This window comes from Selenomonas ruminantium subsp. lactilytica TAM6421, assembly GCF_000284095.1.
Lineage (GTDB): Bacteria > Bacillota > Negativicutes > Selenomonadales > Selenomonadaceae > Selenomonas_A > Selenomonas_A lactilytica.
Genome location: NC_017078.1, coordinates 261797 through 285449, shown reverse-complemented (window position 1 = coordinate 285449; position 23653 = coordinate 261797). Strand labels below are relative to the sequence as shown.

Genomic DNA, 23653 nt, shown 5'->3' with positions numbered 1-23653 from the left:
GGGTGTATCCCCTTTCTAGCATAATTAAAATATCAAAATTTAACTAAGTTATGTAGAGATAATACCATAAAAATAATTAAAAAGCAAGGAAACTTAATTAAGTTAGTAAAAAATATCTCCTGCCTTGACAGGAAAATCTGATTTGCAAGAATATTATAAAGCACAAAAGCGAATACTTTATTATACTAAAGTATTCGCTCGGCGAATTTAGGGGCAGGTGATTGTTGACAATAAAAGAAAACGGCAGGGACGATTTTGGCTGATCGTCCTTGCCGTCTGGTAAATGTATTTTTTAGAAGCCCAAGCTGTCATTGACGAGAATAATCTGGATGCGTCCCGGATGCAGGGAATAGCGGGTGATCAGGAATTGGCAGCAGATGGTATCGGGGCTTTTGCAGTCGAAGCAGGCGCCGGTTTTGGCGCAGGGGGTGCTGAGGCCGAAGCGTTGGGCATTGATGGGCGCGGCCACATTGCGGGCCCGCTTCATGGCGCCGTCCAGATCGTCACAGACCTTGTTGAGGCCGACAATGAAGAGAACCTTCTTGGGGCCCTGGGCGATGGCGGATACCCGATTGGCATTGCCGTCAATATTGACCAGAATACCATCCTGGGTCATGGCATTGGTGCTGGAGAGGAATACATCGGCATCGTAAGCCTTGAGCATGGCCTGACGCTTGTCTTCCATCTTGTCCCGGTCGATGAAATTGTAGTCGCCCTTGACCAATGCTTCCGTCAGGCCAATTTCGTGGACGCTCATGCCGCCGCCCATGGTGACGGTACTGCCCTGGGGAATGAGTTCCAGAGCTACCTTTAGGGCTTCTTCTTTGTCCTTGGCATAAAAGCCTTCCATATTACGGGATTTCAGGCCTTTGATCACCGTCTGGGCCAGCAGCTCATTGCGTTTGCGGATATTTTCGTTCATCTTGCTCTCCTCCTAATATTTATCAATACAATTTTTACTTCGCCATATTCCAGGAGGTTTCCTGCTGGGGAGAGGAATTTATAAACTGTTTACAGATCGTTTAAGGTCAGTTTATTGACATGTCAGACCTTTTGTTATAGCATGAAGCCATCTGTTAAATAAAGGAGAATTCATTGATGCAAATGCGGGGCAATATCTTTCTGTTGATTGCGGCCTTTATCTGGGGGACGACTTTTGTGGCCCAGCAGGTGGGCATGGAGGAACTGGGGCCTTTTACTTATGCCGCGGCCCGCTTCTTTTTGGGGACACTGTTTTTGGCCGGGCTTTGGCTGCTGGATCGAAAGCGGCGCGAGTACCGGAAACAGCGAGGCTTGCATCATTCCGGCTGGAAGCTGGGGCTGGGGGCCGGTCTGCTGCTTTTTACAGCCAGCTCTCTGCAGCAGTATGCCCTGCAATTTACCACGGTGGGTAAGACATCTTTTATCACGGCGCTCTATATTGTGCTCGTGCCTTTGGGGGCGGCGCTGTTCCGGCTGGCCCGGGTATATATGGTCAACTGGATGGGGGCCATGCTGGCCATGGGAGGACTTTACCTGCTGACTATTCAGGGGACGATCACCCTGAACCCCGGGGATATGTTGGTGGCCCTCAGTGCTTTGGGCTGGACGGCGCAGATTCTTTATATTGACCGTTTTGCGCCCCATGCTGATGTGCTGGAACTTTCCTTAAGCCAGACCATCTGCTGCTTTGTGGCCAGTCTTTTGGCCGCCTTGGGGACGGAAACGATGACACTGGCGCCCGTGCTCAATTCCTGGATATCCATAGCTTATGCTGGTGTGCTTTCGACTGGTGTGGCCTTTACCTTGCAGATCGTGGGACAGAAATACGCGGCTCCCAGCGAGGCGGCGGTAATTATGAGCTTTGAAGCGGTGTTCGGGGCTTTGGCCAGCTTTCTGATTTTGGGAGAGCAGATGACCACAGCCCAGCTTTGGGGCTGTATCCTGATGTTTGCCGGTGTCATTGTCAGCCAGCTGCGGACGATCATGAATAGATCAAACTGATGCTTCTGTGGCGATTTATTCGGAATGATGCAAGTGCATATGTCAAAACTGACCAGTCATTTGACTGGTCAGTTTTGACATGGACATTATTCCATGCTAGACTTTTGGATATATAGGGAATTTGCCAGAGGATTGACTTTGGCATATAAAGAGAATTGAGAGGACGAGATTGATGCGGACAACAGAATATTTGATTATCGGTGCAGGCGCAGCTGGCAGTACCATGGGGTATTTGCTGCGGAAAGCCGGCAAAGATGTGCTGACTTTGGAAATGCTGGATGCCCGGACGAAGAACAAGCTTTGTGCCGGACTGCTGGAACCACCGGCAGAACGGGCTTTTTTTAACGTGTTCGGCATGACAATGGACGAGGCCGGATTGGATCCTCAACCTATTGTAAAACTACACTTGCTCTGTGGGGAACGGGAACTGGTGAAACCTCTGCCGAATATGGCGGCTGATCCTAAAGCCGCTGCACCGGCTTCTCAGCTGGAGGAGAAGCAGAATAATTTTGGCGAGATCATCCGCAGTTATCTGCTGCGCGGTGGTAAGGCTGCTGCCCGCAAGATTCTGCGTCATGCGCTGGGATATGGAGATCATGATGTGGCTTCTTATCGGGCTCTTCCCCGGAAGCGTCTGGACGATTATCTGCTGACCCGTTATCAGGAAAATGGCGGACAGGTTTTGGACCGCACCACAATATGTTCCCTGGATGTAAAGGCGCATGTGGCTACGTGCATAGATCTGCGCACCAAGGAAAAATTTACGGTAAGCTATAAGACACTCATTGGCGCCGATGGGGCAGCTTCTGTTGTCCGCCGTATGCTGACGGGGAAAATGCAGAATCACGCCCTGATTCTGGAGGCCAGCGTGCCCCTGATCCGGGAGGAGACTGTGGTGGAATTTGCCTCGGGGGCGAAGGGGTACAGCTGGTATGCTCCCCGCGGTGAGGATGCGACCTTGGGCTGCGGCTATCACGAACTGGGGAAAAAGGACAGCGGTGTCTGCCGTCAGCGCTTGCAAGATTTTGCTGAGCGTCTGGGCTTAAAGGAAATCAAGCATCTACGCGGTGCTTTGCTGCCTAAGGGAAATGATGTGCTCCTGCAGCCTGGGGAAGATGTGTATCTGTTGGGAGATGCAGCCGGCCTGGCCGATCCATTTACCGGTGGCGGTATCCACTATGCCATGGTTTCGGCGCAGTTGCTGACGAATGCTTTGCTGGGGGGTGAACCCTATGAAGAGGCCATGGCACCGTATGTCCGAAATCTGGGAAAACATTATGGCAATCTGGGTATTTACTTCCGTACAGCCTGTCAGTTTATTTCCCGCTTGGGGAAAAAAGTCAGCTAACCCCTTCAGGGCAGAGAAATCAATATTGGGACAATCTAATCGATCTCTAACCTTGCCATGGGATAATGATTCCGGTGAGGTGAAAAATTTATGGAAAAAAGATCGATTATGGGCTTTCGAAGCTTGCGGGATAACTATAAGGAAATCTTCCGCGTAGGCTGCAGGCTGTTGGGGGAGCGTTTTCCGGAAGCGGCTTTGTGCAACCTGTTATTGTTGGTTTATCAAGGCGGAATGCTTTGGACTTACAAAGTGGAGGCCTTTGAGCGGGACTGGCTGATTTGGACGATGCGGCTGATAGTGCTGCTGTTGGTGGCTGTGGCTGCTGAACTTTGGCGGGAACGCAGGCCGGACTGGCAGCTGGGGCGGTATCGCTGGAAAATCTGGTGTATGCTGGCAGTTTGGAGCCTGGTGTTTGAAGCGGGGCGGCATCTATTGGAGGGGGGCGAAGAGGCCATGTTTTATCTGGCCTGTCCCCTTTTCTGGTCCTGCCTGATCTTTTACCTGTTGCTGCCTCAGGATAAGGAGCGCCAGAGTGCACAACTGCGCAGCGGCATGAATGCCCTGATAAGCGGCGGTGTTATCGGCATGTTGATCTCGCTGTTGTTGGGGATCTGTTTGGCTGCGGTGCAGATCCTGCTGACAGATCTTTCTTTGGAGCTGCGGCTCTTTGTGCTAGGGGTCCTGCCCTGTGTCTGTGCCATTAATGTCTGTTTGTGTCTGCTGCCCCGGGCTCAGGAGAATTGTGAGCTTGTGGATTCATCCCTGACTAATGTAATCATGAGGTTGGTGCTGCCTTGCTATGTATTTCTGCTGCTGATTCTTTACCTCTATATCGGCAAGATCATTTTCCAGCAGACTATGCCGATTGGTGAAATGAATAAGTATGCTTCTCTGGCCTTGCTGGGTTATGGCTTCTTCTATTTTTTCTGGAACGATATGCCAAAGCCCTGGTTTGGCCGGTTCATGTGCTGGGGACTGGTCTGGTTTCTGCCGATCCTGCTGGTTCAGTCCTATGGCGTATGGGTGCGGTATGAGGCCTATGGCCTGACGACTTTGCGCTATCTGTCCATGATCTGCACGGCTTATGGTGTTTTGTTCCTGGCCTTCCGCTTCCTGCGGCAGGGCATCCGTCCGCTGTTTCTGACAGCTGCCGTACTGGTGGTGGTGTTTTCCATTTCGCCCCTGAATGTGCTGCGGGTGCCCCTGCATGATCAGCAGGCCCGCCTGATCCGGTTGCTGGCTCAGGAGGGATTGTATGAAGATGGGAGGATTTCTCTGACCCATCCGGTTTCTGCCCAGAATGCTGCGGCGGTGAAAAGCTGCGTGGATTATATCCGCGGCTTTGGCGCGGATGATCGGGAGGATATCTGCCGACAGGTAAAGGCGACCGAATGGCGGCCTTATCTTCCCGGGAAAAATGCGGTCAAGGAGCTGCCGCCTAAGCAGCCGGAATATCGGCTGGTCTTCCGGCCAAGCCGGACGGGAATTCCTGTAGCGGGCTGTCAGCTGGCCTATCCTTTTGGCATCAAAAACTTTATGGCAACCATTCCGCTGGAAGAAGGGAAGCAGCGGCGGATTGACCTCAGGGATTATCTGACCAATCTGGCGGCGGCCAAGGCGGATGTGCCCTGGGAGAAAACGAAATTCGCCAAGCGGCAGGAAAAGCATATCACCCTGGATGGGCCCTATATGCTGGATGAGCAGACCATGCTGTACTTTACCGAGCTGGAGCTTTGGCAGGATGAAGCAGGCAGTGTGGTACGGGCCAATGGGCGCGGGTATCTGCTGAAAAAGTAAAGAAAATAAAGCGGCTGAACGGTCAGGGATCTGACTATTCAGCCGCTTTTTATGCATGTGACTGACTCACAGTTATTTTCCGAAACGCTGCTATATAATAATTACAGCTTATATTTGGAGGGCTGTAATTATGAATATGCGAAATAAGCGTCATGCTGTGGTACAGGCGGCAGATTGCGTGGCCTGCGGCACCTGTGTGGATGTCTGTCCCCGGGGAGCTGTGCAGATCATAAGGGGCTGTTATGCCCAGGTGGAGGCAGGGCTTTGCGTGGGCTGCGGCAGATGTGCCCGGGAGTGTCCGGCTTCTGTCATCACGTTGGAGGTGGGGGCATGAAAAAGCACTGGTATCACTATCTGTGGATCTGGTCCCTGATTTACTTTGGCATGGGCTTTTTCAATATCCTTTTTGCCTGGCTGGGGCTCATTAGTTTCAGTCTGCCCCTTATCCTGGCCATTGGCTTTGGCAACAAACTCTTCTGCAATCGCTATTGTGACAGGGGGCAGACCCTCAGGGCTCTGGGGCAGCTAGGCTTTTCCCGCCGTCGGGAGATGCCGGCCTGGATGAGGAGCAAGGCCTTCCGCTATGGTTTCATGGTCTTTTTCTTTGGCATGTTCGGCAGTGTTCTCTACAGCACCTGGCTGGTTTTTAGCGGTGTCCAGTCGCTGCATGAAGTGGTGACGCTTCTCTGGACCTGGCAGTTTCCCTGGCAATGGGCCTATTCTGGTACGGTAAGTCCCTGGGCAGCGCAGTTTGCTTTTGGGCTCTACAGTCTGATGCTGACCTCAGAGGTCATCGCTTTGGTCACCATGCTTCTGTACCGGCCCCGCTCCTGGTGCGTATACTGTCCCATGGGCACGCTGACCCAATTGATTTGCAAGGTCAAGGCGCCGGTGGATTCCTGAGTATAGAAAATGGCGGCTGCATAAAACTGTGCAGCCGCCATTTTTGCTATGAAATCTTTGCAAGTCAAGCCTGTAAGGCGCAGAATTGCTTAGATTTCGTGTAAGGGCTGATGAAAAATCAAGAGATTTTTCATCTTGCTTTTTATACATTTTTTCGGTCAAGGGCAATCCAGATCAGGACGGCCATGGCCAGGAAGAAGGGATAGAACAGGAAGGGGATGATGCTGAGGCTGGTGATGCCGGCAATGGCGGAGGCAATCAGCAGTTGGGCGCCGTAGGGGATAATGCCCTGGGCGATGCAGGAGCAGGTATCCAGCAGGGAGGCGCTTTCCCGCGGTTCGATGCCGTATTCCTCGCTGATGTTCCTGGCAATGGGGCCGGCTACCACGATGGCCACGGTGTTGTTGGCAGTGGCTACATCCATGAGGATGGTCAAAAGGCCGATGCCCAGCCGGCCGCCGCGCCGGCCCTTGAAATGCTGGCGGATAAAGGCCAGTAGGGCGGCAAAGCCGCCGCCATCCCGCATAATGGCGCTGATGGAAGCGGCCAGTATCGTGACGATCATGGTCTCGAACATGCCGTTGGTGCCAGCGCCCATGGCGGAAAAGGCCCGGGAAAGGTCGGTCATGCCTGTGGCCAGTCCCAGCACAAAGAACAGCAGGATGCCCGTACCCAGGACGAGGAAGACGTTGCGCCCTGTCAGGGCCATGAGCAGGACGAGGAAATAGGGCAGGGCCAGCAGCAGGGAGTAGTCAAAGGTGCCCAGCTCCGCTGCTCCGCCGGACAGGGACAGGATAACCAGCAGGATCAGGGTTATGAGGGCCGCCGGCAGGGCCAGCTTGAGATTGGCATAGAATTTGTCCTGCATGCGGGTGCCCTGGGTGCGGGTGGCGGCAATGGTGGTGTCGGAGATAAAGGAAAGGTTATCCCCAAACATGGCCCCGCCAACCACCGAAGCCACGGTCAGTGGCAGGCTCAGGCCAGCGTTTTCAGCCACGGAGGCGGCAATGGGCACCAGCACCGTGATGGTGCCCACGCTGGTACCCATGGACATGGAAATCAGGCAGGCGATGAGGAAGAGTCCCGGTACGGCCAGGGTTCCCGGCACGAAATTCAGCAGCAGATGGGCAGTGCTCTCCACCCCGCCAGCGGCCTTGGCGATGCCGCTGAAAGCACCGGCCATCAGGAAGATGAAGAGCATGATGGTGATGTTTACATCGCCGATGCTCTGGGCGCAGAGCTGGATATTTTCCACAAAGAGGCGTTTGCGGTTCTGTACAAAGGCCACGATCAGGGCCAGGCCGAAGGCCACAACCACGGACATCACATAGAAGCCCATCTGCCCTTCCACCGGGGCAATGTATTCATACCAGATTCCCGCCCCCAGATAGAGCAGGAGAAAGACCAATATGGGCAGCAGCGCCAGCGCATGGGGCCGGGGCTGACAGTCAGTTTGTTTCATTGATTCATCATCCTTTGTTAAATTTTGTCAAAAATAAAGCGCACTGCTCCTTATTATACGGCAGGATATTCCGTCGTGGCAAGTCCCCCGGGCATTTGATAGGTATTATGGGACAAATAGAGGAAATTGCGGGTATTTTTTGCAATTGTCAGCATGATGGTAGTATAATAGATGATAATTCATGGATAAACTTGATAAATGTAAAGGATGTGTGCGGATATGCTGCATGAAATCAATCCCCATAGATTGGCCAATGAGTTTGTACCCCACGCTGAGCCGTGGAAAGACGATATCATCATTTTTGCCCGCAGGGATGGCCTGCTGGTGGGAGGGGAGCCCGGAAAGATGCGTTTTCCGAAACGTCAGGAAATCCGATCCAATAAGTTCCACTATCAGTATCTTTTCTCTTTGGATGGCCATGGTGTGTATCATATCCTGGGAGAGCACATTGAGCCCCTGCCGGGCTACAGCTACAAGTCGCTGCGGGAAATACGCTGGCAGTTGCAGGGGCCCAGAGAGTACATGTATGCGGCCTATACGGCCTGGCATCTTATTTCCTGGTACGCAGACAATCATTTTTGCGGCCGCTGCGGCCATCTTACCAGCTATGCGGCCAAGGAGCGGGCTTTGACATGCGACAACTGCGGACATGTGATCTATCCCCGCATCATTCCTGCGGTGGTGGCTGGCGTCATCAATGGCGATGAGATCCTGTTGACGAAATACGCCAAGCGGGATATACCATTTTATGCCTTGGTGGCTGGTTTCACGGAAATCGGTGAGACATTGGAGGAATGTGTGGCCCGGGAAGTCCGGGAGGAAACTGGGCTGGCGGTTAAGAATATCCGCTATTATAAATCCCAGCCATGGGGCAGTGTGCAGGATCTGATTGTGGGCTTTTACTGTGATGTGGACGGAGATACTACCATCCATATGGATCGGAATGAACTTAAAGAGGCCCTTTGGGTGAAGCGTGAGGACATTCAGGGCCAGCCCGACGATTGGAGCCTGACCCATCAGATGATGATGGACTTCAAGGCCGGGAAAATATAATTACCGTCATAAGCGCAAAAAATAGTGGGATTGACTGGTCAAAGTTGACATTTGACCAGTCAATCCCACTTTTTGACCATATCAGTCCGCTTCGTTGAGTCCTTCCACTTCGCAGGCTTCCTCATAGTCTTTCTTTATCAGGCCGCAACAGAAAGAAATGAAGTTGCAGTCCACCAGCAGTTTTTCAATCTTTTCCTGGTATTTGCCGGCTTTGTGTAGGGTCAGGTTAGAAAATCATAAGAATGGATAAAATTTTCAATATAAAGTATTATATAAAAATTCAGGCTAGTAGTGCCTTGGTTTTATATTCTCCAGAGCTGATTTTTGTGATAAAATCACTTTCATTTTGGAATTAGTAGCGGTATAATAGTTACAATTTATACTCACTTGAAGTGATAATTTGCCGAAGTGGTAAAGTTTTACAGATATTGGAGGTTCAACGTGTCAAAAGTTATATTGTCCGAAGTTATGATGCCCAGCCAAACCAATCCCAGCGGGAATGTTCATGGGGGCGAGCTCATGAAGATGATGGATTCCACGGCTTATGCTGCTGCCCGCAAGTATGCCAAGACCAATGTGGTCACGGCCCGGGTGGATGAATTGGAATTCCATACGCCCATCATGATTGGCGATCTGGTGACCTGCACAGCTGAGGTCATTTACGTGGGGCATAGTTCCATCGAAGTGGCAGTCAATGTAGAGGTGGAGGCCCTGGATCTGGGCAGCAGCACGCCTGTGCATGCCCTGTCTGCCTACTTCACCATGGTGGCGCTGGATCGCAATGGCCGTCCCCGTCCGGTACCGCCGCTCAAGCTGGAGACGGAAGAGGCAAAAGCAGCCTTTGAAGAGGGTCGCAAGCGTCATGAGATGTATCATGAGCGCAAGAAAATGAAACAGAACAAGCAATAAGTTGTGGGCAGGGCCTCTTATGTCAACTTGGATTTATTTTCATGTTGACATAAGAGGCTTTTTTTATTATCCTTGTAAGAGAACGTATTTTCAAGCAAAGGATATGATGAGGGATGAAATCAGCTATCGGGGCATTGACGGAAAAGATAATTGCTGGCCAGCGCCTGGGGCGGGGGGATGATCTCAGCCTGCTGCTCACGGCACCATTGGTGGAATTGATGGAAGGGGCCGGGCGTCTGCAAAAGCATTTTTGCGGTAACCATATCGATCTCTGTACCATCATCAACGGCCGCAGCGGGCGCTGCAGTGAGAATTGTAAATACTGTGCCCAGGCGGCCTGCCATAAGACGGGCATTGAGGAATATGATTTCCTGCTCAAGGAGGAAATCATCGCCAATGCCAGAGCCAACGAGGCAGCTGGTGTCAACCGCTTTGCCATCGTAACCTCTGGCCGGGCCTTGGGGGGCAGGGAGTTCGATCAGGCCATCGAAACCTATGAGGAGATGCATGAGACTTTGCATATCGATCTTTGTGCTTCCCATGGCATCATCAGCCGGGAGCAGTTCCGCCGCCTGCGGCAGGCCGGGGTTACCAGCTATCACCATAACATTGAGACTTCCCGGCGCTTCTTCCCGCAAATCTGCACCAGCCATACCTATGATGACCGCATCAAAACCATTAAAATCGCTCAGGAAGAAGGCATGTGCGTTTGCTCTGGCGGCATCATCGGCATGGGGGAGACTTGGGAGGATCGTCTGGATATGGCCCTGAGTCTGGCGGAACTGCATATCCAGTCCATCCCCATCAATGCCCTGATGGCCATCAAAGGAACGGGGCTGGAGGACAGAGAACCGCTGAAACCGGAAGATATTCTGCGCACCATTGCCATCTTCCGCTTCATCAACCCTGAGGCCAATATCCGTCTGGCGGCGGGACGGAAACTGCTGCCCCAGAATGGGGCCACAGCCTTTGTCCATGGAGCTTCTGCCTCCATCACCGGCAATATGCTGACCACCTCGGGCACCACCATCAAAGAAGATCTGGCCATCCTGGCAGATCTTGGTCTTAGCAATCGGTAAGCCTGACAGGCATTCGCTGCTTGATGTCAGTAAGAAAATCAGAAGAATTCACCTGGGAACGCATAAATTGCGTGACCAGGTGCTGCGTTTGGAACAGCTGGGGGTGGAACGGAATACTATATTTAATATGGGGAAGAAAAAAAGGCCTCCAGTTCAGGAGGTCTTTTTGATTGGGAATTTTCCAAGGACACATTTATTTGTATTGTTTTGACGGTCAGAACAGATAGGCGATGGACAAGCCGCCGGATACGCCCCGTTTCTTCCCCGCGAAGCCGGTGAGGTTCAGGTCAAGTTTCCAGGGAGAATCCTGAGAGGAGTGCATGGTGGCACCAAGTTCCAATTTCACACTGCCGCCGCCGGTGTCGGCTTTGCGGATGGCAAGGCCGTTGGCGGTGCCGGTGGCTTCACCGTCAAGCTCGTATTCATAGGCCAGACCGGTGTAGTAGTTCCAATGGTCGCGTTTCATGATGTAGCCGTGGAGCAGATTGTTTGCCTTGTCCTTGACCGTGGCGACATTATTGGCCGCATTGCCGGTCTGGCTGTCGGCAGCGGTAACATTGCCCTTGACCTCGCTGCCGTTGACATTGGCCTGATTGTCAGAGGCCAGCCCCGCCACGCTGATGGCTGCCGTGACACTGTCGGTTCCGTCGTAGGAAATATAGCTTGAATTACCGCCAGTTACAGAACTATTTACCGCAGTATCGGTCAGGGTAACGCTGTTGTGGCAGGCCTCTTTTTCGTATTTGCTGCGACCGCCATAAATAGAACCTGCGACGCTATAATCGCTTCCCTCGGGTTTCCCTGTGATGGTTACCGTGTTATAGTTGGCAGCGCCTTTTTTGCTAGATCCTCCGTAAACACTGCTTCTGGTTGAGGCGTTGGTTATGGTCAGATGATTGTTATTGGCGTTTTTGCCCTCTGCTTCGCTATGGCCGCCGTGGACTTCCTGAGAGGAGGCGCCGTTGATTAGAATAACGTTGTTTTCAGTGGCATCGCCGTTAGAGCTATAGGCGCCGTAGGAATAGTAGTAGACAGAGGATACGCCGTCCAATGTCAGGTTATACCCGGTCAGGTCATCGGAACTGCTAGTAGCTTTCCCGCCGTAGAGATAGTACCAATTCCCACCTGTTACGGTCAGCTGCTTATTCGTGGCGGTTTCGCCTGCGGCAGGGGATAATGTAGCGCCATCAGGCGGAGCGGTGGCCACGACAAAGCAGGGCAGGGCACAAGGCTCTTCCCTTCACGAACGATACGAGCAGACCTACAAGGTCCCTTATTAAGTTGCCAATATTTTGTAAATTATATTTCGACGCCCAAAGCAAAACTCCTGCCAAAGAAAAAATTGTGGCAGGAGTTTTGCTTTGTTTATCCATGTCCGGGCATGGCCAGGAAGTCGTGATCTTTATCGCCGAACAGGCTTTTGCTGGATACATTGCCGAAGGGAAGGATTGTCAGCCAGCCCAGCAGCAGGAACAGGCCCGTGAGGGGAATCAGCAGGAGTATGCGTATGGATTCTTTCAGGGGGCGTCCCTGGAGGTATTCATGGCGCAGGAGACGATAGAGAAAGTAAAATAAGATCAGCCTTTTAATCAGGTTCAGGAATATGGGTAGATTGAAAACCTCTGCTGCTGTTTCCAATGACCAGATGGTATCCAGCACGAAGATCAGCAAGGTCAGCACCATCCAGAGGCCGACATATTGGAGGAATTTCTTGTAGGGCAGGAATTTCCGCAGCTGTTTCCGATTGGCAAAGACGGTTACCATAGCCATCAGCACAAAGGCCAAAGGCCCCAGGAACGCAAACAGCATCATGGTCAGGAATATGCTGCTGGCTGCGCAGAGCATCAGCCGGAATATGAAATGGACAGCCCGGCTCTTCCAGGCCTCCTGCCAGATGATTACCGTCAGCCAAAGGTACAGGAAGGTGTTTATCGCCCCCATGATGAACAAGGCAGCCGAAGCGTTCACGACGTAAGCCAACACATAAAATACAGTGGACAATAGAGATAATTTCAATAACCATAGATATTTGTCGTAGCGTTCATCCTCAGAGAGAAAACGGGATTCAAAGATAAACCATCGTTTCAGTGTATTCAACATTCTGCACCCAGCCTTTCCTGTCATTCAACAACGACCAATATACCACAGGTGCATTAGATTATCCTTAGAAGCGTTTCGTAATATTTGTTGTAGTTTTTTCTGTTGTACCTGCTAAGATAGCGGGATAAAAGACTGAGGAGCGGATATGCCTGAATAAGGTGCCCAAAATATTGACATCCCTGCTGATGGCTGGGATCTTGTGTCTGGGTGCGTACGGTTTCGTGGATTCGGGCTTTGGCAAATGGATCTCTGCCCCCTTTGTCACTTCGTCCCAGCAAAAGCCGCCACAGGATGGCAGCAACAGGAAAAAACATCAGCCCCGTCCCTTTGATCCTCTGCGGCTGGGCAAGGCCATGGCAGAGCTTTCCGCCATGTTATATCTGGGGGCTTATGTGGTGCGAAAAAGAAATAAATGATTTTTGACCTGTCAATCATTTGACTTTATCCTTAGGGAAGTATCTGCTGCAGGACTTTGACAAATTCCTGCATCTCCGTGTCCGTTCCAATCGTGATCCGCAAATACTCGGAAAGTCTGGGCTTCTTGAAATATCGCACATAAATATTTCGTTCCTTCAGCTGCTCAAAGAGGTTCTCTGCTGTTATGGAAGCAGGCGGCTTGGCAAAGAGGAAATTCGTGCGGGATTCCAGCACCGTGAAGCCAAAGGCACGCAAGGTCTCCTGGGCCTTCTCCCGGGTTACCAGCACACGATCCACCGTTTCCTCAAAATACTCCCGGTCATTGGCGGCGGCGACGCCTGCTGCCAGAGACGGCATGTTCAGGGTGTAGGAGTTTACTGAGAATTTCACATCGTGGAGCGCCTTGATGAGTTCCCGGCTGCCAAAGGCATAGCCGATTCGGAGACCAGCCAGCGCCCGGGACTTGGACATGGTACGGATGATGACCACATTGGGATATTTCTTCAGCAGGGGCAGGGCCGTATGGCCGCCGAAATCCACATAGGCCTCGTCGATGAGCACCACGGAGTCCTGATTTTCCGCTACGACTTTTTCAATATCGTCCATATTTGCTTCCAGGCTGGTGGGGGCATTGGGATTGCAAATCACAATGCCCCCGTTTTCCTTTATAAAGCCGGCGGGATCAAAGGTGAAATCTTCCCGCAGGGGCACTGTTTCATAGGGAATGCGATATACATCTGCCCAGACCTCATAAAAGGAATAGGTGATATCGTTGAAGAGAATGGGCTTTTTCCCCGCAAAATAGGTGAGGAAGCACATGGAAAGCACATCGTCAGACCCTACGCCTACGAAGACCTGCTCCGGCTCCAGACCGTATTCCTCTGCCAGCGTCTCCCGCAGTTCCCGGCAGTCCGGATCGGGATAAAGCCGCAGCTTCGAGGCATTGATGGCGCGGATAGCCTCCACCACCTTTGGGGAAGGCGGGTAGGGGAATTCATTGGTATTCAGCTTGATGACTTTGTGCTGGGGCTGTTCCCCCGGCGTATAAGGCGTGACTTTGCGAATATTATCGGCCAGGCTCATATATATACATACCTCCTCGAGAGTTACAAGTTTACAACTATGCTCTTATTTTACCAATTTATAAGGTATTTGTCACGGCTTGTGGTATCACTTCCTTTTGGCAGAAAGCTTTATTATGCTAAAGTATTCGCCCCGCGAATTTTTGGTCTTGAACTATGAATGCAGGCTAAAGGATTTTTTTCGTTGGCAGCGAAATTAGGATATTACAAGGAAAGAAAGTTTTTGTGATTGGATTGTGATGTGGGAGGTGCATGTTATATGTTTCGCTTTTTCGTGATGTTAGCGATGCTTTTGACGGTGAACTTTGGCGTCTGTTCGGCAAGAGTCCTGCCGCCGGATAAGCCGTCGCGGCCGGCAGTTCACCATCAGCTGCTCACGCATGAGCATACGGCTGCATGTGACCGGACAACTGCCGAACCGGTGCAGCTGATCTGCATTCTCGACCGTTCCGGCTCCATGCGTCATCTGACCGAGGATACCATTGGCGGGTATAATTCCTTCATAGCCAAGCAGCGTGAAGAAAAAGGGAAGGCTGAAGTCACCACTGTGCTTTTTGATGACAAATATGAGAAAATCGTGGATGCTGTGGACATAAAGAAAGTGCCGGAACTCACCGACACGGAATATTACGCCCGGGGCATGACCGCCCTGCTGGATGCTGTAGGACGAACCATCAACAGCACGTTGGGGAAAATGAAGGCAGAGGGCATCTGCCCGGCCAAACGGCGGGTATTGTTCTTGATCATGACGGACGGCAAGGAAAATGACAGTAAGGAATACAGCAAGGCGGATGTCAAAGCCATGATCCAACAAGCCTCAAAAGAATACAATTGGAATTTCATCTTTATGGGCGCCAATATCGATTCGGTAGCAGAAGCGGCTGCTTTGGGCATCCATGCCAAACATGCTGTCAATTACAGCCATGACGGCAGCGGGGTAAAGAAATCCTTTGACAGAATGGACGCAGCAGCCAGCGAGATGAGAGAAACAGGCAGCGTCGGTGAAAGTTGGAAAAATGCTGGAGAATAAAAGGTACGAAAACCCCCGGAAGTTCCGAGGGCTTTTACGTTGTATATGCCTTATTTGCCATTGGTGGTGGCTGCGGCGGCGGCATCCAGCACGCGGTAATTTTCGGGGAGGTTGTATTTGTCGTAGATGGCTTTGAGGGTACCGTCGGCACGCATCTTTTCCAGTTCGGCGTTCACGGCATCCAGCAGGTCCTTGTCGGTGAAGCGGATAGCGGCACCGATGACGCCGCTGCTTTCCGGTTCGTAGGGTTCCATGATGCGCAGGGCCAGGTCAGCATTTTGTTTCAGGGTGTAGCCGGCCACGATGCCGTCAGTGATGCAGGCGTCAATCTTGCCGGTGTTGACGGCCATCATGAGTTCAGCCTGGCTGCTGAAGACTTTGACTTCCTTGACCTTGCCCTCCTGCTGCCATTTCTGGGCCGTTTCCAGGAAGGTCATGCCCTTCTGGCCGCCAATGACCTTGTCTTTCAGATCTTCTTTGGTTTTGATGGGGGAGTCTTTCTTGACGACGACGGCTTCGCCTTCACGATACCACTGGTTGGTGAAGTAGGCCTTGGCCAGACGTTCCGGCTTGATGTACATGGCATCGGTCACCATATCCACCGTGCCGTTGTTGAGTTCGATCAGCAGGTTTTCAAAGGGAACTTGTTTCATCTCCACCTTGGCTATGCCCAGCCTTTTGGCGATTTCTGCAATGATTTCTGCATCAATGCCGGAAAAGGCGTTGTTGTTCTTGGCGTCTAAGTAGGCAAAGGGGGCGTCGTTGGAGGAGGCTACCACCAGCACGCCCTTGTCCTTGGCAGCTTGCAGGGTGTTGCCGGCAGCGGCAGGTTTGGCATTGTCGGAGGTGCTTTCCTCGCCGCCGCAGCCAGTCAGCAGCAGGAGGCAGGTCAGGGCGGTGCAGAGGGCCGGGATCATTTTTTTGAGGTTCATGGGAATCACCTTTCTTTTTGTCGTTTTTTTATCTTAACTATCTTAACCGCGGCTTTCCGAGAGCTTGTATTCCAGGAATTTTACGCAGCGGGATAAGGGCAGGCTCAAAATCAGATAGGCCAAAGCCAGATAGGTATAGGCCTCGATGGTCAGGAAGGTCTGGGAGGCAAAGGTCTGGGTGCGCAGCAAGAGCTCATTGACAGCTACATAGGCCAGCAGGGAGGTGTCCTTGATCATCATGACCAGATAATTGCCCAAAGCCGGGATAATGCTGCGCACGGCCTGGGGCAGGATCAGGCGGAACAGGGCTTCCATCTCGCCAAAGCCCAGGCACAGGGCGGCTTCGGTCTGTCCCTTGTCCACGGCGAGGATGCTGCCGCGGATGACTTCGGACATGTAGCAGCCGTAGTTCAGGGCCAGACCGGCGATGCCGGCGGTCAGCGGGGAAATCTGCACATCGGTATGATAGCCGCACATGCCGGCAATCAGGTTGATGAGCAGGGGAACCACATAATAGATATAGACCAGCTGCACCAGCAGCGGAGTGCCTCGGACAAGTTCCAATAATGTATAAAGCATGGCGCGGAAGGGCCTCCAGGCAAAGAGTCGGCCTACGGCGATAAAGGTGCCCACCACCAGGGCCAGCAAAAAGCCCAGCAGGGTGGTTTCAATGACCAGGCCTGCACCATGGAGCAGGCTAGGCAGCAGGATCTGACCTGCGGTATCGAAGTGTAATTGGGTTATGTTGGCATTCATGCAAAAGCACCTCCAAGGGACAGGCTGCGCAGGAAGTTCTGGGTGCGTTCCTGCTGGGGCCGTTCAAAAATCTGCTGGGGTTGCCCTTCCTCCACGATATAGCCCTTGTCCATAAAGACTATGCGGTCGGAAACATTCTTGGCAAAATTCATTTCGTGGGTGACAATGGCCATGGTCATGCCGTCCTTGCGCAGATCTAGCATGACTTTCAGCACCTCGCCTACAAGTTCCGGATCCAGGGCTGAGGTGGGCTCGTCGAAGAGCAGCATCTTGGGCTGCATGGCCATGGCCCGGGCGATGGCTGCCCGCTGCTGCTGGCCGCCGGAGAGCTGGCTGGGATAGCTGTCCAGGCGATGGCTCAGTCCCACCCGGTCTAGAAGATCCCGGGCCAGTTCCTCAGCCTCCTTGCGGGGCATCTTCTTTACATGTATGGGCGCATACATGACGTTTTTCAGCACGGTGAACATGGGAAAGAGGTTGAATTTTTGGAAGACCATGCCCACCTGCTGATGCAGCCATTTGCTGTCCAGTTCCTTGTCGATCAGTACATTGTCAAAGTAGATCTTGCCGCCGCTGGGCTCCTCCAGCAGGTTCAGGCAGCGCAGGAACGTGCTCTTGCCCGAACCGGAGGGGCCGATAATGGTGACGGCCTCCCCATCGTCTATGCGCAGGCTGATGTCTTTCAGGATAGCGGTGGAACCGTAATTTTTCTTGAGTTCCAGGACGTTGTACATAGAAAACACCTCTTTCTGAACGTGAAAAGGCGCTCGCACCTCAGAGGAGATGTGAGCGCCATTGCTGTCTTGTGATGAATTTTTGCAAATTCAGGAATATGTTGTTAACGTCATTCTAGCGGAAAAAGACAAAGGTGTCAAGGAGGGGGAGCACAAGAAAACGCCTGAATGTTGTGCAAGGAGCACAATGGTCAGGCAAAATTCCCGTCCATTAAATGTAAGTAATCGTCGATGTAAAAGGCCAGCATATAGGCAAAGCGGACTTCGCTGTCATCCAGGTCGCAGTCGATGAGCTCCCGTATCTTTCGCAGCCGGTAGCTGATGGTATTGCGATGGGTGAAGGTCAGCCGGGCCGTATCCTGCAGGCTGTTGTTGTGGAACAGATAAGTGCGCAGGGTGGCGAGCAGTTGTGACTGATGCACTTGGTCATAGTCCATCAGGGGCTGCAGCTTTTCCTGATGCATCTGCCGCAGGAGTTCATCCTGGCCGCTCATAAATAAGAGGCGATAGGGGCCCAGTTCCTGAAAGGATAACAGCTCCGTTTGCTGCATACCGGCCACGGCGGCCGCCGCACGGGCTTCCTGAAGGGCTGTAGGCAGGGCGGTGAGACTGTCATGCAGCGGGCTGAGGCCCATATGGCCGGTCAGGCAGTCCGCAGGCAGCTGGGGCAGCAGTTCCCGCAGGCAGTCTTCGATATTGGCCGGCGGCTGGCCGAAGATAAGCAAAATTTGCCGGGCATGACAGAGGATGCTGTAGAAACTCGTATAGTGATTGAGCTTCCGCTTGCAGGCCAGGCGGATCAATTGCTCCTGGCTGATGTCCAGATTGCTGGTGGCCAGGGGCAGCACGACGAGTTGGAAGGGCTGGTCGAGATTTCCCCGGGCCGCCAGTTCCTGCTGGCAGCGCTCCTCCTGGCTGCCACCGGCCAGCAGTCCCAGCAACATCTCCTCCAGACGGCTTTCCTGTTCCTGGGCATGGAGCAGGCGGCTGCAGTAATCCTGCATGATATCGGCAATATGAATTCGCCAGGGCATAAGGAACAAGGGGAAATGTTTTTCCCGGCAGAGGGCGATGATATCCGGGGAAATATCGCTGGGCCGGATGTATTTGCCCGTGTTGAGGATCAGGCCGCAGACTCTGTGCCGGATGAGTTCCGTGATAAAGTCATGGAGCCAGTTTTCCTGCATGGAGGCCAGCCCTGTGGAGATGACCAGCTCATGGCCCCGGAAAAAAATGCAGTTGCCAATATCCTCGCAGAGCTGTATCCAGGTGAATTCCTTTGTGAGTCCGTTTTCCCCGGTCAAAAGTTCTAAGGCGTATTTTTCCCGGGTGCTCTGATAGATCTCCTGTAATGAAATCGACATGAAAATCCCTCCCTATGAGGGCAGTATACTATATTTATGCATAAAGCACAAACGAAACGGAAAAAATAGGGCACAGAGTACCTTGCCTGCCTTCTTTGACGGTAGTAGACTATACCCATCGAACAAAAGAAACGGCACAGCAACGGCGCTGATGAAAAGAGCCCGGGCTGTGTCGTTTTCCTATGTATGCAAGTTTTGCAGGGAGGAATTGACTATGTTAAGAGATGCATTACCCGCCATCGTTACCGATACACTGCCCGGCCCCAAGTCGGCGGCCATGATCAAGCGCCGGGAGGAGGCTGTGCCCTCGGCCATCCGCTGCATTTATCCTGTGGCCATGAAGCGGGCCGCCGGAGCTGTCATCGAAGATCTGGACGGCAACCGTTTCCTGGACTGGATCGGGGGCGTGGGGGTGCTGAATATCGGCCATGCCCATCCTGAGGTCATCGCGGCGGTCAAGGAACAGGCGGACAAATACTTCCATGGCATGTTTAATGTGGTCACCCATGAGGGCTATGTGAAGCTGGCGGAGAAACTCAACGCGATTGCTCCGGTCAAAGGGGAGAAGAAACGCACCTATTTTGCCAACAGCGGGGCCGAGGCCGATGAAAACGCCGTGAAGATTGCCAAGGCCTTTACGGGCCGTCCCAATATTATCGTATTTACCGGCGCCTTCCATGGCCGGACGCTCTTAACCATGTCCATGACGGCCAAGAAGGCCTATGCCAAAGGCATGGGGCCCTTCCCTGACGGGGTATGCCGGGCAGAATTCCCCTATCTCTACCGCCGTCCCATAGGGATGCCCAAGGAAGCGGCCATCGATTACTACGTAGGAAAACTGCAGGAAGTATTTGAAAATGCCTCTCCGGCAGAACAGGTGGCAGCTATGGTGGTGGAACCTCTGCAGGGCGAAGGCGGTTTCATCCCCGCTCCCATCGAATGGGTCAAGGCGGTGCGCCGCATCTGTGACAAGCATGGCATCATGTTGATTGCCGATGAGGTGCAGTCCGGCTTCTGTCGCACGGGACGTATGTTTGCTGCGGATTACTGGAAGGAGGCCGGTGTTATGCCAGATATCATCGCTACGGCTAAGTCAATTGCTGCCGGCGTTCCGCTGAGTGCCATCATCGCCCGGGAGGAAATCATGGAGTCGGTGCCCGGCGGCGTGATCGGCGGCACCTTCGGGGGCAATGCTCTGGCCTGTGCGGCAGCCCTCAAGACCATCGAGATTATGGAGCGGGACGATTTGGCGGGCAAGTCTCTGAGTATGGGCCGCAAGGTTATGGACCGCTATCGCCAGTGGCAGGAAAAATACGATGTGGTAGGGGATGTCCGCGGCCTTGGCGGCATGGTGGGCATCGAATTTGTCAAGGACAGCTGGACGAAGGAACCGGCACCGGAACTGACTTCGGCCATCATCCATGAGGCGGCCTGCCAGGGCCTGCTGGTGGAAGGGGCTGGTATCCATGGCAATGTCATCCGCTTCCTGGCGCCGCTGGTCATGACCGATGAACAGCTGGAAGCCGGCCTGAATATCTTCGAACGGGCCCTGCAGAAGTGCATCGGCTATGAGAATGCAGGCCAGGAAAAGATCACCGGTTGAGACAGGAGCGTTTGTGATGCAGTCATTCAAGATACAGCCTAAGATAGAACTGGCAGATTCTTTGGCGGAATTCTGTCAGGAGTTCCAGGTAGGCCCCGGGGATCTGCTCTTTGCCAGCCGCCGGACCCAGCAGAATTATCTGCAGGGCCTTGCTCAGGGGGCCATCATCATCGATTACCGTGATTTCGGCAGCGGGGAGCCTACAGATACGATGGTGGAGGGGATAGCCCATGCTTTGGCCGGCCGGGATTACAAGCGGGTCATCGCTATTGGCGGCGGTACCATCCTCGATGTGGCGAAGTTGTTCGCCCTGCAGACCATCCTGCCTGTGGCCAAACTGTTCCAGCAGGAAATCCCCCCGGTCAAGAAATGCGAGCTGATTCTGCTGCCCACCACCTGTGGTACTGGCAGCGAGATGACCAATATTTCCATTTTGTCTTTGACCAGCTTGTCCACGAAATTGGGGCTGGCCCATGACGCCCTCTATGCCGATCATGCGGTGCTGATTCCGGAACTATTAAAGGATTTGCCGGACAGGGCCTTTGGGGCCAGTGCCATCGATGCGTTGATCCATGCCATGGAGTCCTTTACCTCGCCCCGGGCCACGGCCTTTACCAAAATGTTTTCCCTGCAGGCCATGGAACTTATCATCAAGGGTTTTCAGGATATCGTGGTGCAGGGCAGGAAGGCCCGGGACAAACATCTGCAGGATTTCCTGCTGGCCAGTTCCTATGCGGGGATTGCCTTTGGTAATGCCGGCTGCGCTGCCGTCCATGCCCTGAGCTATCCGCTGGGGGCCGCCAAGCATGTGCCTCATGGGGAAGCCAATGCAGTAATGCTGCTGCCTGTATATAAGCTATATCAGGAAAAGCATTATGGGGGCAGCCTGCGGGACTTATGCCAATATCTGGCCGGACTTCTGGGCTGTCAGGAAATGGATGTCTGGCTGCGGCTGGAGGATCTGCTGACGGGGATCCTGAGCTGGAAATCCCTGGCGGATTACGGTGTGACTAAGGACGAACTGGATGCATTTGCCGATGTGGTCATGAACAAGCAGCGACGGCTGATGGCCAATAATTTCGTGACGTTGACCCGCCATGATGTGGAAAAGATTTACGGATCGCTTTATTGATATCGTCATGGACGAGTGTCTGATCACAGAAAAACAGACGAGGTATCTTGTGAACATGGGGAAGGTTATGGCAGGAATTAGACAATGAACCACGAATTTTTCCTGTATAGTCATAGTTTAATGGTGTAGAACTGGTGTGGCAGATATTACAGGAGAATGGGCATGGCAAAATTTTATCCAGATAAACCTGGCTTCTTTAATGGGAGTGAGGGGGAGGAACAGGTTTACAAGGCATTTCAGTCACTGGATTCCCGCTATGTTGTTTTTCATTCCTTTCGCTGGGTGGGAGACGGGAGCCGCTCCGATATGGAGGGAGAGGCTGACTTTGTGGTGTTCCATCCTGATTATGGCATTCTGGTCATCGAGGTGAAAGACGGGGATATCAGCTATGAAAATGGATGCTGGTACAGCACGCCTCGTGATACGCATCAGAAAAAGATAATCTCCCCATTTTTGCAGGCTGTAAGCAGTAAGCATAGGATCATCGATGAATTGAACAAGCATATGAGATTTGTGCCTTGGACGTTCCATGCAGTCTGGTTTACGAATTTTGACAAATCCCAGATTCATGATTATCCATTGGAAGCTCCGCGGGAAATTATCCTTGATACGGATGATCTAAGCTGGCCGGAAGAGGCAATCCATAAGGTATTTGCTTTTTGGTATGAGCAGTTCAAGATTCGCAGGGTAAGGCTGTCTGCTGAGGACATCAAACACTGCGTAGATATATTGCAGCCAACCATTCGTATAGCGCAGACAGTCAGAACCTCATTGGAGGGACAGGAAAAAGAGACTGTCCGTCTGACGAATCAGCAGTATGCCTTGCTTCATTTTCTGCAAGAGCAGGATATGGCTGCCATTCACGGGCCTGCTGGCACGGGCAAGACCATATTAGCTGTGGAAAAGGCGAAGATGCTTGCCAATAATGGTGAAGATGTATTATTGCTTTGCTTTAACGAGTTTCTGTGGGAACGGCTGCGTAATATGGAACTTAACCACCATATTACGATTCATAATGAGCGTACATTGGCAGAGGAGCTGATGCCAGATACAACGATTCCGCTCAAGGAAGTCATCAGCCGTTTCGAGGTATTCTTTGCCGAGAAATTTGATGATACTGCATGGAAATACAAGAATGTCATCGTTGATGAGGCACAGGACTTCCCCAGTGATGTGCTGGCACATATTTATCAACTGGTTCAAGATCGTGGCGGAATTTTCTATGTGTTTTATGACCGTGAGCAGTCGATTATCACGCGTAAGCTGCCGGATGGCACGTTGAAGGAGAATGCCAGCGCCTGGATTGACAGGTCGATGGACTGCCGCCTTGTTTTGTATCAGAACTGCCGGAACACTGCTGAAATCAGCAAATCCCTTAGTTGTATCGGCAAAATCAAGTTCAAGGGTTATGTCAACGAAAATCATGGCGAAACACCTATGGTACAGTTCTGCACCCAGGAAAAGGATATAATAAGTGCTGCGGAATCCTTTGTCAATCAAAATATTGGAGCAGGTATTTCCCTGTCCGATATGGTCATCCTGACAACACATACATTGAAGAACAGTATATTGGGCAACGCAGGGGAAATAACCAAAATTCCCCTTGCCCATAAGCAGGAACCGGGCAAACTTTGGTTCACGACTGTGCGGCGCTTTAAAGGTTTGGAAGCAAAGGCAGTGCTGATAATAGACATCAAAACCTCCGAACTGCTTGACGAAACCAGCCGGCGCTTGCTCTATGTAGGCTGTTCCAGGGCTTCTGCCAAGTTGAAAGTGTTGATATTGGATGATGTACGGCGCAGGGACTATCCTGAATTTCTTGCCGCTCTGGGGCCAAAAATGGAGCGCCGGAAAGATATAGCCGATTGGTTGGGGATGTATCTTGAAAAATGAATATGAAGCAGGGAATGACAGAATTGTGGCATTCCCTATTATTATGGGGGAATGGCTGTTCTGTCAGATTTGACGG

At 52.3% G+C, this 23653-nt stretch carries 22 protein-coding genes; 13 read left to right on the top strand and 9 right to left on the bottom strand.

What is annotated here, in order from left to right:
• Positions 1 to 292: 292 nt before the first annotated feature.
• Complete coding sequence (locus SELR_RS16905) at positions 293 to 922, bottom strand: lactate utilization protein (RefSeq protein ID WP_014431282.1); 630 nt, start codon at positions 920 to 922, stop codon at positions 293 to 295.
• A 176-nt stretch (positions 923 to 1098) separates the two neighbouring features.
• Between SELR_RS16905 and SELR_RS16900 the strand changes: the two genes are divergently transcribed.
• The 5 genes from SELR_RS16900 (at position 1099) to SELR_RS16880 (ending at position 6031) form a co-directional block, all read left to right on the top strand.
• The gene (locus SELR_RS16900) at positions 1099 to 1983 is read left to right on the top strand and encodes a DMT family transporter (protein WP_014431281.1); all 885 of its coding nucleotides are present in this window, start codon (positions 1099 to 1101) and stop codon (positions 1981 to 1983) included.
• A 172-nt stretch (positions 1984 to 2155) separates the two neighbouring features.
• Positions 2156 to 3331: an FAD-dependent monooxygenase gene (locus SELR_RS16895; RefSeq protein WP_014431280.1), complete on the top strand. Its 1176-nt coding sequence runs from the start codon at positions 2156 to 2158 to the stop codon at positions 3329 to 3331.
• Positions 3332 to 3421: 90 nt separating this feature from the next.
• A complete protein-coding gene (locus SELR_RS16890; protein WP_014431279.1) occupies positions 3422 to 5128 on the top strand; it encodes a DUF4153 domain-containing protein in 1707 nt (568 codons plus the stop codon).
• Positions 5129 to 5258: 130 nt separating this feature from the next.
• Positions 5259 to 5462 carry a 4Fe-4S dicluster-binding protein gene (locus tag SELR_RS16885; RefSeq protein ID WP_014431278.1) on the top strand — a complete coding sequence of 68 codons (204 nt, stop codon included), beginning with the start codon at positions 5259 to 5261 and terminating at the stop codon, positions 5460 to 5462.
• A complete protein-coding gene (locus tag SELR_RS16880) occupies positions 5459 to 6031 on the top strand; it encodes a hypothetical protein (RefSeq protein ID WP_014431277.1) in 573 nt (190 codons plus the stop codon). Before SELR_RS16885 ends, SELR_RS16880 begins: the two co-directional genes overlap by 4 nt.
• Positions 6032 to 6173: 142 nt before the next feature.
• Here the strand turns inward: SELR_RS16880 and SELR_RS16875 are convergent, their stop codons facing one another.
• Positions 6174 to 7493 (bottom strand): Na+/H+ antiporter NhaC family protein, encoded by a 1320-nt coding sequence (locus SELR_RS16875; protein ID WP_014431276.1) that lies wholly within the window; start codon positions 7491 to 7493, stop codon positions 6174 to 6176.
• A 219-nt stretch (positions 7494 to 7712) separates the two neighbouring features.
• Between SELR_RS16875 and nudC the strand changes: the two genes are divergently transcribed.
• The 3 genes from nudC (at position 7713) to bioB (ending at position 10534) form a co-directional block, all read left to right on the top strand.
• Complete coding sequence (nudC, locus tag SELR_RS16870; RefSeq protein WP_014431274.1) at positions 7713 to 8546, top strand: NAD(+) diphosphatase; 834 nt, start codon at positions 7713 to 7715, stop codon at positions 8544 to 8546.
• A gap of 468 nt (positions 8547 to 9014) precedes the next feature.
• Positions 9015 to 9455 carry an acyl-CoA thioesterase gene (locus SELR_RS16865; protein ID WP_080585524.1) on the top strand — a complete coding sequence of 147 codons (441 nt, stop codon included), beginning with the start codon at positions 9015 to 9017 and terminating at the stop codon, positions 9453 to 9455.
• A 113-nt stretch (positions 9456 to 9568) separates the two neighbouring features.
• A complete protein-coding gene (gene bioB, locus SELR_RS16860) occupies positions 9569 to 10534 on the top strand; it encodes a biotin synthase BioB (protein WP_014431270.1) in 966 nt (321 codons plus the stop codon).
• A 214-nt stretch (positions 10535 to 10748) separates the two neighbouring features.
• Here bioB and SELR_RS16855 read toward each other — a convergent pair whose 3' ends face one another.
• Positions 10749 to 11741 (bottom strand): hypothetical protein, encoded by a 993-nt coding sequence (locus SELR_RS16855; RefSeq protein ID WP_014431269.1) that lies wholly within the window; start codon positions 11739 to 11741, stop codon positions 10749 to 10751.
• Between the two features lie 158 nt (positions 11742 to 11899).
• Positions 11900 to 12634: a hypothetical protein gene (locus SELR_RS16850; protein WP_014431268.1), complete on the bottom strand. Its 735-nt coding sequence runs from the start codon at positions 12632 to 12634 to the stop codon at positions 11900 to 11902.
• A gap of 185 nt (positions 12635 to 12819) precedes the next feature.
• Here SELR_RS16850 and SELR_RS16845 point away from each other — a divergent pair, with 185 nt between their 5' ends.
• On the top strand, positions 12820 to 13050 hold the full coding sequence (locus tag SELR_RS16845; RefSeq protein WP_158645847.1) for a hypothetical protein: 231 nt from the start codon (positions 12820 to 12822) through the stop codon (positions 13048 to 13050).
• A 31-nt stretch (positions 13051 to 13081) separates the two neighbouring features.
• On the opposite strand, the gene hisC is transcribed toward SELR_RS16845, so the two are convergent.
• The gene (gene hisC, locus SELR_RS16840; RefSeq protein WP_014431266.1) at positions 13082 to 14134 is read right to left on the bottom strand and encodes a histidinol-phosphate transaminase; all 1053 of its coding nucleotides are present in this window, start codon (positions 14132 to 14134) and stop codon (positions 13082 to 13084) included.
• A 258-nt stretch (positions 14135 to 14392) separates the two neighbouring features.
• Here hisC and SELR_RS16835 point away from each other — a divergent pair, with 258 nt between their 5' ends.
• Complete coding sequence (locus SELR_RS16835; RefSeq protein ID WP_014431265.1) at positions 14393 to 15163, top strand: vWA domain-containing protein; 771 nt, start codon at positions 14393 to 14395, stop codon at positions 15161 to 15163.
• A gap of 50 nt (positions 15164 to 15213) precedes the next feature.
• Here SELR_RS16835 and SELR_RS16830 read toward each other — a convergent pair whose 3' ends face one another.
• The 4 genes from SELR_RS16830 to SELR_RS16815 all read right to left on the bottom strand — a co-directional run bounded on the left by SELR_RS16830 (position 15214) and on the right by SELR_RS16815 (position 18949).
• Positions 15214 to 16095, bottom strand: a complete 882-nt coding sequence (locus SELR_RS16830; protein WP_014431264.1) for a substrate-binding periplasmic protein — start codon at positions 16093 to 16095, stop codon at positions 15214 to 15216.
• Between the two features lie 42 nt (positions 16096 to 16137).
• Positions 16138 to 16851, bottom strand: a complete 714-nt coding sequence (locus SELR_RS16825; protein ID WP_014431263.1) for an amino acid ABC transporter permease — start codon at positions 16849 to 16851, stop codon at positions 16138 to 16140.
• Entirely contained in the window at positions 16848 to 17585 is a 738-nt protein-coding gene (locus tag SELR_RS16820) for an amino acid ABC transporter ATP-binding protein (protein WP_014431262.1), read from the bottom strand. The genes SELR_RS16825 and SELR_RS16820 overlap by 4 nt, the downstream gene beginning before the upstream one ends.
• 191 nt (positions 17586 to 17776) lie before the next feature.
• A complete protein-coding gene (locus SELR_RS16815; protein WP_014431261.1) occupies positions 17777 to 18949 on the bottom strand; it encodes a PucR family transcriptional regulator in 1173 nt (390 codons plus the stop codon).
• Between the two features lie 214 nt (positions 18950 to 19163).
• On the opposite strand from SELR_RS16815, the gene SELR_RS16810 reads away from it, so the two are divergent.
• From SELR_RS16810 to SELR_RS16800, 3 genes are all read left to right on the top strand, one after another.
• Positions 19164 to 20552 (top strand): aspartate aminotransferase family protein, encoded by a 1389-nt coding sequence (locus SELR_RS16810; RefSeq protein ID WP_014431260.1) that lies wholly within the window; start codon positions 19164 to 19166, stop codon positions 20550 to 20552.
• Positions 20553 to 20568: 16 nt separating this feature from the next.
• Positions 20569 to 21684, top strand: a complete 1116-nt coding sequence (locus tag SELR_RS16805; RefSeq protein WP_014431259.1) for a 4-hydroxybutyrate dehydrogenase — start codon at positions 20569 to 20571, stop codon at positions 21682 to 21684.
• Between the two features lie 162 nt (positions 21685 to 21846).
• Entirely contained in the window at positions 21847 to 23577 is a 1731-nt protein-coding gene (locus SELR_RS16800; protein WP_014431258.1) for an NERD domain-containing protein, read from the top strand.
• The last annotated feature ends 76 nt before the right edge of the window (positions 23578 to 23653 follow it).